The 15,265-nt window shown below is 64.2% G+C and carries 10 protein-coding genes and 2 pseudogenes; 9 read left to right on the top strand and 3 right to left on the bottom strand.

The window, feature by feature from the left end; all coding sequences use genetic code 11:
* Positions 1–5 precede the first annotated feature (5 nt).
* From RHA1_RS41495 to RHA1_RS41460, 9 genes and pseudogenes are all read left to right on the top strand, one after another.
* Positions 6–1,934 (top strand): hydantoinase/oxoprolinase family protein, encoded by a 1,929-nt coding sequence (locus RHA1_RS41495; protein ID WP_011600022.1) that lies wholly within the window; start codon positions 6–8, stop codon positions 1,932–1,934.
* 35 nt (positions 1,935–1,969) lie between these two features.
* Positions 1,970–2,392 (top strand): acetone carboxylase subunit gamma, encoded by a 423-nt coding sequence (locus tag RHA1_RS41490; protein WP_011600021.1) that lies wholly within the window; start codon positions 1,970–1,972, stop codon positions 2,390–2,392.
* A 27-nt stretch (positions 2,393–2,419) separates the two neighbouring features.
* Positions 2,420–4,576 carry a hydantoinase/oxoprolinase family protein gene (locus tag RHA1_RS41485; RefSeq protein ID WP_011600020.1) on the top strand — a complete coding sequence of 719 codons (2,157 nt, stop codon included), beginning with the start codon at positions 2,420–2,422 and terminating at the stop codon, positions 4,574–4,576.
* A 29-nt stretch (positions 4,577–4,605) separates the two neighbouring features.
* Complete coding sequence (locus RHA1_RS41480; RefSeq protein WP_011600019.1) at positions 4,606–6,936, top strand: hydantoinase B/oxoprolinase family protein; 2,331 nt, start codon at positions 4,606–4,608, stop codon at positions 6,934–6,936.
* A gap of 121 nt (positions 6,937–7,057) precedes the next feature.
* Positions 7,058–7,867, top strand: coding sequence for a hypothetical protein (locus RHA1_RS41475; RefSeq protein ID WP_011600018.1), 810 nt, complete (start codon positions 7,058–7,060; stop codon positions 7,865–7,867).
* Between the two features lie 2 nt (positions 7,868–7,869).
* A pseudogene (locus RHA1_RS48185) lies at positions 7,870–8,436 on the top strand (CoA transferase subunit A); the annotation flags it as partial.
* A 532-nt stretch (positions 8,437–8,968) separates the two neighbouring features.
* Positions 8,969–9,163: a hypothetical protein gene (locus RHA1_RS50050; protein WP_148228533.1), complete on the top strand. Its 195-nt coding sequence runs from the start codon at positions 8,969–8,971 to the stop codon at positions 9,161–9,163.
* A 441-nt stretch (positions 9,164–9,604) separates the two neighbouring features.
* The gene (locus RHA1_RS41465) at positions 9,605–10,000 is read left to right on the top strand and encodes an SCP2 sterol-binding domain-containing protein (protein ID WP_011600014.1); all 396 of its coding nucleotides are present in this window, start codon (positions 9,605–9,607) and stop codon (positions 9,998–10,000) included.
* 2,080 nt (positions 10,001–12,080) lie between these two features.
* On the top strand, positions 12,081–13,274 hold the full coding sequence (locus tag RHA1_RS41460) for an IS110-like element ISRhosp7 family transposase (protein ID WP_011600011.1): 1,194 nt from the start codon (positions 12,081–12,083) through the stop codon (positions 13,272–13,274).
* 23 nt (positions 13,275–13,297) lie between these two features.
* On the opposite strand, the pseudogene RHA1_RS48165 reads toward RHA1_RS41460, so the two are convergent.
* The 3 genes and pseudogenes from RHA1_RS48165 to RHA1_RS41450 all read right to left on the bottom strand — a co-directional run.
* Positions 13,298–13,704: pseudogene (locus RHA1_RS48165) on the bottom strand (transposase); the annotation flags it as partial.
* A gap of 244 nt (positions 13,705–13,948) precedes the next feature.
* Positions 13,949–14,110 (bottom strand): hypothetical protein, encoded by a 162-nt coding sequence (locus RHA1_RS51020; RefSeq protein WP_005569480.1) that lies wholly within the window; start codon positions 14,108–14,110, stop codon positions 13,949–13,951.
* A complete protein-coding gene (locus RHA1_RS41450) occupies positions 14,107–15,240 on the bottom strand; it encodes an IS701 family transposase (protein ID WP_011600009.1) in 1,134 nt (377 codons plus the stop codon). Before RHA1_RS41450 ends, RHA1_RS51020 begins: the two co-directional genes overlap by 4 nt.
* Positions 15,241–15,265: the final 25 nt, after the last annotated feature.

The raw sequence follows: 15,265 nt of genomic DNA, 5'->3' as shown, positions 1-15,265 counted from the left end.
CCTCGATGGAACGCCTGATCAATATCGACAACGGTGGGACGCTGACCGACATCTGTGTGTGGGATGGGGCGGAGTTCACCTTCACCAAGACACTCACGACCCCGTTCGACCTGTCCCAGTGCCTGTTCGACGGCATCACCAAGGCATCGACCGAAATCTACGGGCAGCCGGCTCTGCCGGAGCTGCTGCACAGCACCAAACACATCCGCTACTCCACAACGCAGGGCACCAACGCCCTGGTCGAGCGCAAGGGCCCACGGATCGCACTGATCACCGACGACATCGCCGTGGTGCAGGAGCTGCGCGGCACCGTCGCCGAACGCACCTTGTTCGATGATCTGATCGGTGAGCGGGTCGCCGCGATCGACACCGGGCTGAGCGATGAGGACCTCGCCGGCGAACTCGTTCGCCACGTCAACAAGTTGACCACCGATGGCGCAGCGCGCCTGGTGGTCGCTGCCGGAGACGGGGCCGACGGCGCCGAGGGCCGGATCCGGCGGATCCTGCTCCGCAAGTTCCCGCGGCACCTGCTCGGTTCCGTCCCGATCCTATACGCCTCGGAGTTCACCTCCGATCGGGTGCGGTCGCGCCGAATCTGGTCGAGCGTGCTCAACTCCTTCCTGCATCCGACGATGGAGCGGTTCCTGTACAACGCCGAGGACCGCCTGCGCGGTCACCGGGTGAAGAACCCGCTGCTGATCTACCGCAACGACGGCGCCTCCTCGCGCGTGGCGAAGTCGGTCGCCCTCAAGACCTACTCGTCGGGCCCGCGCGGCGGACTCGAGGGCACCCGGGCGCTGGCGCAGGCGTACGGCCTCGGTCACGTGTTGATGATCGATGTCGGCGGGACCACCACCGACGTCGGTTCGGTCAAGAAGGAGGAAATCCTCACCCACCGGCGCGGGACGATCGAGGGCGTGCCGATCTCAATCCCGATGAGTGAGGTGCATTCGAGCGGCGTCGGCGGCAGCTCGATCATCACGGTGAAGGACGGAGAGATCACCGTCGGACCGGAAAGCGTCGGGGCGGCTCCCGGGCCGGCGTGCTTCGGATTCGGCGGCACCGATGCCACCATCACCGACGTCAACCTTCTGCTCGGTGTTCTCGACCCGGACACCTACCTCGATGGCGGTTTCTCCCTCGACGCGCAGCGGTCGAAGGCCGCGATCCGGGCAGCCGTCGCCGATCCGCTCGGGATCAGCATCGACGAGGCCCTGGTCCGGATGGAAGCCGCGTACTTCGCGCGGATGGCCGAAACCTTCACCCCGGTCATCGACGATCCGCTCGAGACGACCATCGCCGCGTTCGGCGGCGCCGGCCCGATGAGTGTCTGCGGAGCGGCGCAGCTGGCCGGAGTCCACAGCGTGCTGATCCCGAAGATGGCGGCGGTGTTCTCCGCCTTCGGTATCGGCTTCTCGGACATCGCGCAGAACTACGAGTTCGCCCTTCCCGAGCCGACCGCCGACGCGGCCCGACAAGCCCACGACTCGATGCTCGCGCGGGCCGAACGCGACATGTTCCAGGAAGGCTATGAACTCGCCGCGTGTGCCGTGACCTGGAAGCTGATGGTGGAGGACTCTGCCGGACAGGTGGTGTCCGAATCCGACTACGGGGTCGGCGACGTTCCCGACACGGAGGACGGGAAGAAAGCATCGCTGACTCTCGAAGTGCGGCACGCGCTGCCGCACGTGAGCATCGACAGCGGTGATGCGGTGACGGCGCGGCCGGCGGTGCCGTCAGGGACCCGGCGTGTCCGATCGGCCGCGGACACCGTGGACGAGGTCCCGGTGTACACACTGGTCGATCAGCAGCCGGGAGCCTTCGCCGAGGGTCCGGCGATCGTCGAGGGCCCCTTCTACACCGCCCGTGTCCTCGAGGGTTGGACCTTCGAGGTCTCGAGTGCCGGGGATCTCCTCGTCACCGACATCCCCTGATACCACCCTTCGATTCTGCGAAAGAGATTGACACCATGCGAGTTCCGATGACCGAGTACCTCACCATCGATCTGGCCACCGAACAATGGGTGTGCCGGGTCTGCGATCACGAACTGGGCAGCGCCCGCGGTAATTACAAGGAGGGCACCCTGGTTTACGACCGCGATCCCCGCGAAATTCACCAGGCGATCATCGATCCCGACAAGTACGAGTTCACCTTCGCCCCGGACCCGAACTACTGCCGAATTCTGGAGTTCTACTGCCCCGGTTGTGGAACGCAGATGGAGACCGAGTATGTGCCGCCGGGACATCCGCCGACGGTCGACATGATCTGGGACATCGATTCGTTGCGCGCCAAGTGGCTTGAGCGGGGCGTCGACCCCGAAGAGGCCATCACCTACGGGCCGGGTGAGGACGCCGAGGCCGGCGCGGCCGGCGCGGCCGGACACCACCACTGACTTCAGGGCTAGAAGGAGACCATTTCAATGAAACGCATTTCCGTCGACATCGGCGGCACCTTCACCGACTGCTTCTTCGTCTGGGACGACAAGCACATCGAGGCCAAGGCCTTGACGACTCACCACAACCTCGCGCTGGGATTCAACGAGGCCCTCGATTTGGCGTGCAGCCGCGCAGATCTCGATCGTGAAGAGGTCCTTTCCGGTGTCGATTCCGTTCGCTACGCGACCACGCTGGGAACGAACGCCCTAATCGAGCGCAAGGGTCCCAGGGTCGGGGCGCTGGTGACCCACGGCTTCGAGGATACGATTCCGCTATCTCGTGGCCGCGGCTACGGCGAGGGTCTTGATCCGTCCATGCAGCAGAACCTGCCGGCCGCGGAGCGCCCGGAACCGTTGGTTCACCGCAAGCTGATCCGGTCGGTGCGCGAGCGGGTCAACTCCGCCGGCAAGGTCGTGGTGCCGCTCGATGAGAACCATGTCCGTCAGGCGGTGCGCGAGCTCGTCGACAACGGCGCCGAAGCGATCGTCGTGTCGCTGGTGAACTCGACGGAGAACCCGGAACACGAGCAGCGGATCCTGGAGCTGATCCTCGAGGAGTACCCCGCGCACCAGCTCGGTGCGATCCCGGTGCTGCTGGGGCATCAGGTTTCGGGCCGCAAGGGTGAGTATGTACGTGCCACCTCGACGATCGTCGACGGATTCCTGCACGAGATCATGTTCCACGCGCTCGGCCAGCTCTCGAGCAACCTGCGCGACTCCGGGTACACCAAGCCGATGCTCGTCATTCACAATTCCGGCGGCATGGCGCAGATGAATTCGACCGATGCGCTGCAGACCATCCACTCCGGTCCGATCGCGGGTGTCGGTGCGGGAGAACACCTGGCCAGGGCCACCGGTCTCGGTCACATCATCACCACCGATATGGGCGGCACCTCTTTCGATATCGGCCTGGTGCCGGAAGGCGGCGTCAAGCACTACGATTTCCAGCCGACGATCGATCGCTGGCTGGTGTCGGTGCCGATGATCCACCTGCTCACCCTGGGGGCCGGTGGTGGCTCGATCGCCAGCTACGACCGGATCTACAACACCGTGAAACTGGGCCCGGAGTCAGCGGGATCGGATCCTGGACCGGCTTGCTACGACCGCGGCGGTCTGAAGCCGACGGTGACCGACGCCGATCTGCTCCTGGGCTACCTGGACCCGGACAACTACGCCAACGGCTTCATCAAGCTCAATCCGAAGCGGGCCCGGTTCGCGATCGAGGAGGAGATCTGCGATCCCCTCGACATGGAGGTCATCGAAGCCGCCAAGGTCATCAAGAACTCGGTGGACGAGCAGATGGCGATCGGCATGGCCAAGGAACTTCGTGTCCGGGGCTACCTTCCGGAAGATTTCACGATGCTGGCCTACGGCGGCAACGGCCCACTGCACGCGTGCGGCATCGCCGATCACGCCGGGATCTCCCGCATCCTCGCGCCGCCGTTCGCATCGGTGTTCTCGGCCTGCGGCGCCGGCAACATGAAGCAGCTCCACTTCCACGAGCGCGGCGCCCACGTGGTGATGTACAACGCCACCGACCGGAGTTTGTACGACCGGTACAGCGAGTTCAACGCGATCGTCGAGGAGCTCGAACGCCTCGGCACCGAGGACCTCGTGCGACAGGGACTCTCACCCGATGTCGTCGAGCATCGTCTGGAAATGGACATGCGGTACGGAAATCAGTTGGTCACCACCGCAGTCGTATTCGACATCACCCGCATGCACGGGGTCGGAGATGTCCTGCACATGATCCGCACCTTTTCCGACATCTACGGTCAGCGTTACGGCGAGGGCTCACAGGCCCCGGAGGCGGGCATTCGGGTGCAGACCATCCGTGTCGCCTCCTACGTCGACGGAGACGCGGTGCAGTTCGAGTCCCTCGAATACGACGGTGAGCGCACCGTCCCGGCCCCGATCGGGCACCGGAAGGTGCACTTCGTCAAGGAAGCCGCTCCGATCGATACCCCGATCTACGACGCGGCTGCCCTGACCTACGAGCGTGTCGTTCCCGGTCCGGCGATCGTCACGACCGAGAACACCACCTACCTGGTCGAACCGAGTTGGCGTCTCGAGCCGACCCCGCAAGGAGCGGTGTGGTTCCTCAAGGACGACCAGTCCAGTACGCCGCCGGCCAGCCGCTGACGATCTGAACACCGAAGGAGTTATCCATCATGACCGCTGTACACGAGCACACCTCCATCCCCGCACCGACACCCGCACTCACCACGCCGCTGACCGGTCAGGAGCAGGAGTGGGTCGACCAGTTCATGGACGACACCACCCTCTTCCTGGGGCCCGATCGCGAGATCATGCGCTCGCACCACATCACCACCCGCAGCGAATTCGAGGACGAGTGCATCAGCAAGGGCGTCGACCCGCTGCAGGTCGACCGCATCCGTAAACGCCTTGCCGGCGCCCTCGACGAGGGCTTCGAAATGTGTGAGGCCATGGGGGCGGCACCGGGCGCCAAGTGGGGCGATCTCACCACCGCGATCTACACCGCTGCCGGCGACGTCACCTATCTGTCCTGCCACGGTGTCATCGCGTTCTCCGCGATCCTGCACCACCCGATCCGGTACATCATGAAGTATTGGAAGGACGAACCCACCGTCGGCATCAACCCCGGCGACGGATTCATTCACAACGACGCCCGCTTCGGCAACGTCCACAACACCGACCAGTCGATGATCATGCCGGTGATGCGGGACGGCCAGATCATCGCGTGGGTGGCCGCGACCATTCACGAGGGCGAGAACGGTGCGTGTGAGCCCGGTGGCATGCCGTCGGGGTCGGAGACACCGTTCGACGACGGGCTGCGGATGTCCCCGTTCAAGATCGTCGAGCGCGGGGAACTCCGCCGCGATCTGCTCACCTTCCTGCAGCATTCGGTGCGCGATCCCAAGCTGCAACTCGCGGATCTGAAGGTGAAGATCGGTGCGGTCGAGCGCATTCAGGAGCGGATCGACAAGATCATCGACGAGGTCGGGGTCGAGACCTTCGTCGCGGCACTGCGCATCACCGTCGAGGATGTCGAGGCCGAAGTGCGCCGGCGTATCAGTGAGCTGCCGGACGGCACGGTGCGGTTCAACCAGTTCATGGACTCCACCCTCAAGGAGAACATCCTCATCAAGTTCGCCTGCGAGATCACCGTCAAGGGCGACCAGATGACGATTGATCTGCGCGGTACGGGACCGGAGATCCTCAACCGGGCTATCAACTCGCCCCTCTGCTCGGTCAAATCCATGATGATGCAGGCGATCCTGGCGTTCTGGTGGCCGGATCTTCCGCGCTGCACCTCGGCGATGTCTCCGATCGAGATCATCTCCGACGAGCACACCTGGGCCGACGCCGGCTACGACGCCCCGATGGGCCAGTCACTACAGGCGTCCTTCCGCGGCTTCTCCGCCCTTCAGACCCCGTGGGCGAAGTTGCAGTTCTCGAATCCGGAGAAGTTCTCCAACGTGATCGCGCCCTGGTTCAACCAGATCAACACTTTCCTGTGGGGTGGTATCACCCAGCACGGGGATCAGGTGGGCAACCTGTGCGCAGACCTGAACGGCATGGGGGGCGGAGCCAAGGCATTCCGCGACGGTGAGGACGCCGTGTCGCCGCTGTTCTGCGCGATGGCCGATACCGCGGAGCAGGAGGTCATGGAGGAAGAAGTGCCCTTCATGCAGCTCGTCGCCAAGCGGATAGTGCGGGACAACCAAGGGTTCGGGAAGTATCGCGGCGGGATGGGCTACGAGATGATCGTCGCGGCCGAGGGAACCCCGCTGTGGGGATTCATGACGGTGACCTCGGGCGCGAAGTTCTCCTCGATCACCGGAATGTTCGGCGGATACGGCTCGAACACCTACCCGCTGGCCCGGGTGAAGGGCGTGAATGTCTACGACATCATCCGCGAGAACCCGGAGCGGTTCGATCTCTCGATCGAGAAGGTCATGAACGAACAGCCTTTCGAGGGCGGCCAGTACATGACCAGCCACATGGGGCTGCAGTTCGATGTCGCCAAGGACGGCGAACTGTACATGATCAGCCAGGGCACCGGCGGCGGCTACGGCGACGCGCTCGAGCGTGACCCCGCCGCGGTCATCGCCGACGTCGAACTCGACCGCATCTCGCAGAAGGTCGCACACGAGATCTACGGCGTCGAGTACGACCCGGACACCCTGGTCGCCGACGAGGAGGCTACCGCGCTGACACGGGCACGGCTGCGCCAGGACCGCCTCGAACGCGGCAAACCGTACAGCGAGTTCGTCAAGGAATTCGTCACGCCCGAACCCCCGAAGGATCTGCTGTACTACGGGTCGTGGGGCGATGACACCGACAAGCTCACCGCCACCTACTTCACCGTCAACGGTCCCGAGCGGGTCGAGTCCACGGTTGAGGACATGCCGATCATCATGATGCCCGACGCCCGAGACCTCAAGGTCGCCGCGCTCGAGCAGCGTGTCCGCGAGCTCGAGGACAAGCACGGCGAACAGGTCAACCGCAAGTCCTGACCTGCAACCAACCACCCACACCGCGTGGCCCGAGCCCGGGTCCTCACCGTCCATGGCTCGGGCCGCGCACCCCACGCGCCCCTCCCTCGGGGCGGACCACCCTTTCATTCCAGGAGATGTCATGACAGTCGACTTCGATTCGGTCCTGTCCGCACCGCGGTCCGGTCGCGACCGCGCGGTGATCATCGACCACCACGAGTACGCACAATCGGTGTTCCTCCGGGGCCAGCCCGTGCCCTGGACGGACCCCGTCGCGTACGCGAACTTCATCGGACAGGCGCAGGGGCTGTTGAACCCCGATGTGACATTGCTCGATCTCGGACGGTTCTACAGCTCCAGACTCACTGCGAACAATGCCCTGCGTGAGGCAATGTCGACGCGAACCAGGATCGGCTACGCACTCAAGACCTTGCTCGCCGACCGAGGGACGGCCAAGCAGGCGTCGGAACTCGCATCAGTGTTGGCGCAGACATCCAAAGCGCCCCTGGTCCTGCAGATTCCAGAACCGACCGTCTGGCTGGCATCGACGCACGAAGTGTGCGGGGCGGGATCGGCCGAAGACATCGATGTCGACGACGCGGAGAACATGTCGATCTACGTCGCCGACTGGCTACGCGGTCTGGCAGCCCTCCCCGTATCGGCACTCCTGCTCGACGCACGCTGGACAGGATCCGTGTTGCCGGACGTGCCACTTCCGACCTATTCGCCGATCCTCAATGTCACCGACCACTATCGGTGGGCCCTGGGTCAACGCAGCGCCACCGCTATCTCGATTCTGAACGGGCCCGAGGGTGCCGTGGTGCCGGAGCAGTTCTGGCTCAGCGAGGGATCGCGGGTGGAGGATGCGAAGTTCTATCTCGCCGAGATACCCGCCGGCGCGGTACCCGAGACGGTGTTGACCCAACTGGCGACCCTCGCAACAGGAGCCTGAGCATGGACAAGGTAGTGCCGTCGGCACGCGATGCCGTCGCCGACATCACAGACGGTTCCACTCTGGCGGTGGGTGGTTTCGGGTTGTGTGGGATTCCGGACGCGTTGATCGCGGCGATCGGTGCGGGAGGGGCCACGAATCTGGAGGTGTTCTCCAACAACTGCGGCGTCGACGACTACGGGCTGGGGATCTTGGTCGGCGGGCCGGATCCGGCGGGTCCCCGCCTCGTACGTCGGGGAGAACAAGGAATTCGCCCGGCAGTACCTGGCCGGGGAACCCGAGGAGGAGCTGACCCCGCAGGGCACGTTGGCCGAACGCCTGCGGGCCGGAGGGGCGGGTATCCCGGCGTTCTTCACCCCGGCGGGGGTGTGGACCCCGATCAGCGACGGTGGTCTGCCGTGGCGGTACGGGTCCGACGGTTCGGTGGCATGTCCCCTCCGAGGTAGACCCGGGAATTCGCCGGTCGGACATATGCCCTCGAAGAGTCCATCACCGCCGACTTCGCCCTGGTCCACGCCGAGGTCGGCGACACCAAGGGAAATTTGGTGTTCAACAAGACCGCGATGAACGGCTGACCGCCAGTGTTCCCAAAAACACCCGGAACCGGGTCCTCGTCGCCCAATTTTTGTCCCGGCCCCCGAGCACAATCGCGGTCTCGCCGAGGCTACCCAAGACGACGTCGATGCTGGCTCGCCGAGGGCAACACCCCGCGTTGCCGCCTACGGGACTTCGTGCGATAGGCCAACTCGCGCCAGCTCGCCACCGATACTCGTGTGCCCTGGCTCGGGAGCAAGGGCCTCGCCGAGCATCCTCCCTCGAACGAGCACGAACGCTGGGTCTTGCTGCGGTGTTGCCTGTGCGACGACGCGCTGCTTTTTGCCTCCATGTCGCCGGCACTCCCGTCCTGCTCTACGGCTAGATCCACTCCCGCATAGTCGAACTCACGAATCGATCATCTCACCGCCACGAACACCGGGGCCATACCTAAACGCTCAACAACCAACCCGTCCTCATCCCGCCCGCGCTCGCCGAACTGACGACAGATCTTCTCAGCCAGCGCATCAAGCGACATCAGCTGCAATCAGCGACGACCACACAAACTTGGCTGCTCCCCGGACCGCGCCCCGAGCTCATATCGACGCCGACCTGCTCCCCACGCTGCTCAATACCCACGCGGGCATTCCAGCCCCGCAACAGCTAGCCTGCGGCGCAGCACTCTGCGCATTCGCCGCCAACCTCTCGGCACCGGTGCTGGCGAGCCTGCTCGGACTGTCCGTCGTCATGACCACCTGGTGAACAGTGATCGCGATGTCAGACCCCACCCTTACCCTCGCGGGTAACAGCCACGAACGGGTGGGGAGGACCGGCGCGATGATTACCGCCGTCACCGGCAATCCCTGCCGCTTCCGGGGATGCCCTCCCCTGCTCCCGCACCTACGGTCGAACGGCGTGTCCTGATTGGTCAGCCACAGCCAATCCGCATCCCCGAACGGCTGTAGCGCTTCTTGCTCGACGATCCCGCGGTGGTCGCCGGCTTCGAAGCGAAACAGTGTTGTCTGATCCGATCAGAGGTGGACCGTTTCCGTACTTTTCCCGGATGCCCGGGCGTTGTGACAGACGTCAAACTTAGCCGAGCCGCACGACATCAAGCCCGTCTGCGCGGACACTTTCCGCTATCGAGCAGCTGCGGAAACTCGACACGGACCTGACGGGAACTTTTCAAGGAGGTATAGCTCAATGACCAAGCAGTTGCTTTCCGAAGAATGGATCAAAGAGTACGGCGAGCTGTGGAACACGACACCGGAGACGACTGAGGGAACTTCAGATCTCACAGTCACAATCGTTTATCGGGTGGCCGAGGATACCGATAATCGTCGGGCACAGATTAATCTTGAGAATGGGGAAGTGGTCTACGCGGGAGCTGTCCAGGAGGATAAGGAGCCCGATTTTACATTGACGGCAAAGCTGGACGTATGGCGTCAGTTCGCGGACGGTAAACTGCGCGCCCAAAGAGCCATCATGATGAAGAAACTCAAGTTCGACGGGCCACTCATGGTCGCGTTGAGTCACCTTTCCGGGCTTGAGGCAGCGCTCGGGCTTTTCGGCCGAGTGACCGAGACCGAATGGAGCTGACTCCGCCGCTTGGCACTAAGCATTGACGTCAGTGGCCACCGACGATTCCTCGGCCCGATCCCGCTCATCACCCACTGCGTCTTGATTATTCAATCATGACTCAAGCTCCTCACTCCCGCGCTGATTGTGCGGGCGCCGTCACGGTGATCTGACTATTTCAGCTGGCCGCGACCCAATAGAAGGCGCAGTAGCTCGGTGGGCTGGACATGCAGTCGTCTCCTCGAAGTCACCAGTCGGCCAATGCATTTGGCGCGGTGCTGGTATTCGATCCGCCCAGTCCGGTGCACCCGGCTCGCATAGCGAAGTTGCTCGCCACCCAATGCGCAGCGGTGCCACAGCTGATGCGCTCCGCGCGGAGTACCTTTGGCTGCCCGCTGGCGCGGCCTAAACAATGGCCTAAACAGAGGATACAAACTTCACCACCGAACACCACATCCACACCCACCGGTTGCCCGCCCAGGCACGTCCGAGCAACTTACCCTGCGCGGTCGCGGCGCTCATTGGCCCAAACCGTTGCCAGCCGGACGCCCACCGTGGCAACGGTACGTGATCTGCGAGGTGGCCTACGGCCACCTCGCAGTGCTGACGAAAACTGCACCACACCCGACCCGATGGAGCCGGCGCTCTCGCGGTCGCCGGGGCGCTGCTGGACAAGTTAGCGACCCCAGTCCCCCGCCCAAGGGTCCAAACTCGCCGCCCAACCACGATGTCAAGGTGTGCCGGTACTGGCCCCGTGCTGGGCTAGCCCTTCCCGGGCACTACAGTCCATCACCGCCCTTGCGCACACGCGCCAGAAGGTCAAGCTGATCTGCGATAGCGAGCTGGTTGGTCAACATGTCCAGCATCACGAGGATCGATGCCGTCTGGTCGAAATGATCCAATGCCAGTGTTGCCCTGCCTTATTGCGCTCGACGCCGCCTGGGCGTACTCGTAGATCGATTGGAATTGTCCGACCGAGTAAGGTCTGGCCAGCGGCCGAGGCGTTCGAATCTCCGTTGATGGGCGAGCGATTGCCCATATTCTCCGTCCAGCCGACCCAGGACCTCTGATTCTCATGCGCACTCAAGATCACGATGCCGGCACCAAGACCTTCGGTACTGCGTGGATACGCCAATGGCTCAAACAGGTTGACGTTTTCGTAGAGGTAAACTCGCTGAGTCCCGATGAAGGATGGGCGCTCCGATTCGCGATTCGATGGGCTCCGTTCGGCGGTGCAAGTCCAGCTGAAGTGTTGGTGCACTTTGGTGTCAGCCATGAACGATTCGTACAGCTGGTCCAGGAATCACTCGAACCGAAGCGGCCGGATCCCTCCAACGTTCGCGCACAGAAGCGCATGTTGAGCGATTTTCTGACGCAAGCTTGGCGAACCGGGCCGAGTGCACATCTCCAAAGTCGTCCTCGCAAGGAAGTGCGCCTGTAACCAGCCGCGGGGGAATCGCGCGGTGTCACCGTCATTGAGAATAGCCCTGCAGTCGGATTCACAAAGAGCGGATTCGAGAGATGGTCATACGGGTGGTCATCAGAATGACTATATGATCGGCGAATACGTCAGCTGTCAGCCGGAATACGCCCCATCCGAGAAGTTCGGGCCCGCGTGTTCTGGCGGTGCTCGACCTCTCACAGTACCTCGAGCGCATGCGCCGTCAGGTCGGTGCCCTTCGGGACGTTCTGGCCAAGCCGTAGAAGGATGCGCAGGCGTCGGCAGCCGGTGTGCCAGGCGACGGTGCGTTCGATCCTCCACCGGTACCGGCCGAGACGGACCTTGCCTGGTGTGGCGATGCGGTCCGCGCCGGGACTTCACCGCAGGGAATCGCATTCACCATCGGCTGCAGCACGTGCTGCCCCGTTACGTTATTTACGGTCCTTCGCAGAAGGGCTACGGTCGCCAGACCCGGTATGACTCGTTGCCCCCTGTCTCTCGCATGATCCGGGGGGTGGTGTCGCCGGGTGTGGTGGCGTCGACGGACCGCTGATAGGGACAAGGCCAACCGAAATTGTGTAGGTCTCTTTGTAACGTGGGTGCCGGGCGTCGATGCCGGATCGGCGACCGGCCGACCGAGACACAAGGGACGACCCCTGAATGGACTCGAACTATGCGGTGTACTGCGGAATCGACGTCGGCAAAGGTGAGCACCACGCCGTCGGACTGACCGCCGCCGGAAAGAAGATCTACGACAAGGCGTTGCCGAATGACGAGACGAAGCTGCGGGCGGTCTTCGACCGCCTGGCCAGCCACGGATCGGTGCTGGTGGTCGTCGACCAACCCAATACGATCGGCGCCCTACCGGTCACCGTGGCCCGCGTAGGCGGCCACGACGTCGGCTACCTGCCCGGACTGGCGATGCGCCGCATCGCCGACCTGTACCCCGGACAGGCGAAAACAGACGCCCGAGACGCCTTCATCATCGCCGATACCGCCCGCACCATGCCGCACACCCTGCGCCGCGTCGACACCGGCGACGAGGCCCTCGCCGAACTCGAGGTCCTCGTCGGATTCGACGACGACCTCGCCGGCGAGGCCACCCGGGTCAGCAACCGCATCCGCGGCCTGCTCACCTCCATCCACCCCGCCCTCGAGCGGGTCCTCGGCCCCCGCATCGCCCATCCGGCGGTGCTCGAGATCCTCTCCCGCTGCGGCGGGCCGACCGGAATCCGGCAGGCCGGCAAGCGCAAGCTCACCGCGATCGCGGTCAAGCACGCACCCCGCATGGGCGCCCGATTGGCCACCGACATCCTTGCCGCCCTCGATGAGCAGACCGTGGTGGTGCCCGGCACCGCGGCCGCCGAAACCGTTCTCCCCAAGCTCGCTGATTCACTGAAAGGGACTCTCCAGCAACGGAAAGCAGTCGCCGAGGACGTGGAGAGGGCGCTCGATGAACACCCTCTTTCCCGGGTCCTGACCTCGATGCCCGGCATCGGCGTCAGGACAGCAGCTCGGATCCTGATCGAGGTCGGCGACGGCTCCGCCTTCGCCTCCGCCGCGCACCTGGCGGCCTATGCCGGCATCGCACCGGTCACCCGTAAATCGGGCTCATCGATACGTGGCGAGCACCCGGCCCGATCCGGCAACAAGAAGCTCAAACGAGCGCTGTTCCTGTCCGCGTTCTCCGCCCTCCACGACCCCACCAGTCGCGCCTACTACGACAAAAAGCGTGCCGAGAAGAAGAAGCACAACGCGGCCCTGATCTGCCTCGCCCGACGCCGCTGCGACGTCCTCTACGCCATGCTCAAGAACAAGGAACTCTACCGGAATCCAACCCCCTCAGCGGCTTGACGAAAACCATAGGGACACCCCCCGGTATTCGCCGCCGACACGTCGACGCCAGCAGGATTCCACCAACCTGGACAGGACGTGGATTTTCGATCCCTTCTTGCCGCGATCGACGGGGCTGGATCCGGTCATTCCGAATCGTCTGGACGCTCGACGCATTCAGGATCGCTGCCGTCCAGTCGAGTTCGCCGGCGCTGCCGAGCAGGTCGAGCACTTCGCGATGCAGCTTCTCGAACACCCCGGCCGCCGCCCACGCGTCGAGCCGGCGGTGCGCGGTCGGCACCGTGACCCCAAATGAGGGCGGCAGATGCCGCCAGGCACACCCACTGGTGAGCACGAACACGATCGCGGTGAACACCGCCCGATCATCGACCGGCACGCTTCCACCACCCTGCGGACGAGCCGCGAACCGCCGAATCAACGGTTCGACCATCTCCCACAACGCATCCGGCACAAAATAGACTAGAGTGACAAGTCATTATGCCACGCATATACACTATGCAACACACAAGGCACTTCAACCACACGAGACACACTCTTAATGGGCGCTCCCCCGTCATCGCCGACTCTGTGAGTGGGAGGTCCGGCGTGCCCTCAAGGATCCGGCGGGTCCAGAACGGTTGATCCCCTGTTCATCGCACACCGGCTAACGCTAACTACTAATACTGCAACGGCACTTATGGGAGGTGTCCGCGACGTCGGTAGTGGGAGGTGCGGGCTTGGTGTTGTCGGCGCCGTCGCCAGTTCGACCAGGACCAGATGTGCTCGTCCGGGTGGGCGTGTCGCAGGATCAGTTGCACGAGCAGGCGGCGGATCTCGGGTAGCGTGTACGCGATCATGCCCTGATCTTCGATCCCGATTCCCCCTTTACCGCTTCGGTTTTCGTTCCGGCGAGCCAGGCGAGGGCGAGCATCGACAAGGTGATGTGGGCGTACCAGGCCCGGTAGGTGCGTACCTGGTACTGGTCGAGGCCGGCCTCGTTCTTGGCCTGTTGGAAGCATTCCTCGACCCGCCACCGGGAGCCGGCGATGGTGGCGAGTTCCGTGAGCGTGGTGCGGCGGGGTCCGGCGCAGATGTAGTACGCGATCTCGGTCGGATCGGAGAGGGATCGGCGGGCGAGCAGCCAGTGCCCTCGCCCAGGTGCCCAGGCGATCCGGATCGGGATCCGCACCCAGGAATACTCCCGCGGCCCGTGTGCGCCGTCGCCGACGGAGATCCGGCGCCACTGCTTCGCCGGGACCGCGGCGATCATCTCGTCGGCGCGGCCGGAGCGGCCGTGTGGGGTGAACACGTCGTCGTTGCACCGGGTAGCCAACACATACGAAACATCGCGTTCCTCGAGCCAGACCCGCAGGTACTTCACCTGCCCGTAGGCCTCGTCCGCGGTGACCCACGAAAACGGAACGTTCGCGTCGAGGGCGCGTTCGATCATGCGTTGCGCCAGTCTCGGTTTGGTCGCGAACTCCACCTCGTCACCGATCCCGGCGGCACGGCACCGGTCCCGGTCCGAGGTCCAGGATTCGGGCAGGTACAGCTCCCGATCGATGAGCGCGTGCCCGGCGCCGCTGGCGTAGGCGAGGAAGACCCCGATCTGGCAGTTTTCCACCCGTCCGGCGGTGCCCGAGTACTGGCGCTGCACCCCGGCCGAGCGGGTGCCCTTCTTGAGGAATCCGGTGTCGTCGACGATCAGTACACCGGCCGGATCGCCGAGGCGTTCGACCACGTAGTCACGGACGTCGTCGCGGACGCCGTCGACGTCCCAGTCCGCCCGCCGCAGCAGCCGTTGCATCCCGTCCGGGCTGATCTCGCCGGCCCGCTCGGCGAGGGTCCACCCGTTCTTGCGTTCCAGACCCGCAACCAAACCCGTCACATATTCACGGACCCGGGACCGCGGCTCCGACCGGGCGAACCGACCGGAGATCCGCTCATGCAACGCTTCCAACTCGGCAGCAACCAGATCGAGGACCACACAACCAGTATCGTCTACCTGTCAA

Origin of the sequence: Rhodococcus jostii RHA1, assembly GCF_000014565.1 — a bacterium.
Lineage (GTDB): Bacteria > Actinomycetota > Actinomycetes > Mycobacteriales > Mycobacteriaceae > Rhodococcus_F > Rhodococcus_F jostii_A.
The sequence above is the reverse complement of the archived record's forward strand: the minus strand, read 5'-3'. Positions and strand labels throughout refer to the sequence as shown.

Excerpts from the sequence above, each read along its gene's own strand:
- RHA1_RS41495 (WP_011600022.1), top strand. The coding sequence starts at position 6 with ATGGAACGCCTGATCAATATCGACAACGGTGGGACGCTGACCGACATC.
- RHA1_RS41490 (WP_011600021.1), top strand. The coding sequence starts at position 1,970 with ATGCGAGTTCCGATGACCGAGTACCTCACCATCGATCTGGCCACCGAA.
- RHA1_RS41485 (WP_011600020.1), top strand. The coding sequence starts at position 2,420 with ATGAAACGCATTTCCGTCGACATCGGCGGCACCTTCACCGACTGCTTC.
- RHA1_RS41480 (WP_011600019.1), top strand. The coding sequence starts at position 4,606 with ATGACCGCTGTACACGAGCACACCTCCATCCCCGCACCGACACCCGCA.
- RHA1_RS41475 (WP_011600018.1), top strand. The coding sequence starts at position 7,058 with ATGACAGTCGACTTCGATTCGGTCCTGTCCGCACCGCGGTCCGGTCGC.
- RHA1_RS41465 (WP_011600014.1), top strand. The coding sequence starts at position 9,605 with ATGACCAAGCAGTTGCTTTCCGAAGAATGGATCAAAGAGTACGGCGAG.
- RHA1_RS41460 (WP_011600011.1), top strand. The coding sequence starts at position 12,081 with ATGGACTCGAACTATGCGGTGTACTGCGGAATCGACGTCGGCAAAGGT.
- RHA1_RS51020 (WP_005569480.1), bottom strand. The coding sequence starts at position 14,110 with ATGATCGCGTACACGCTACCCGAGATCCGCCGCCTGCTCGTGCAACTG.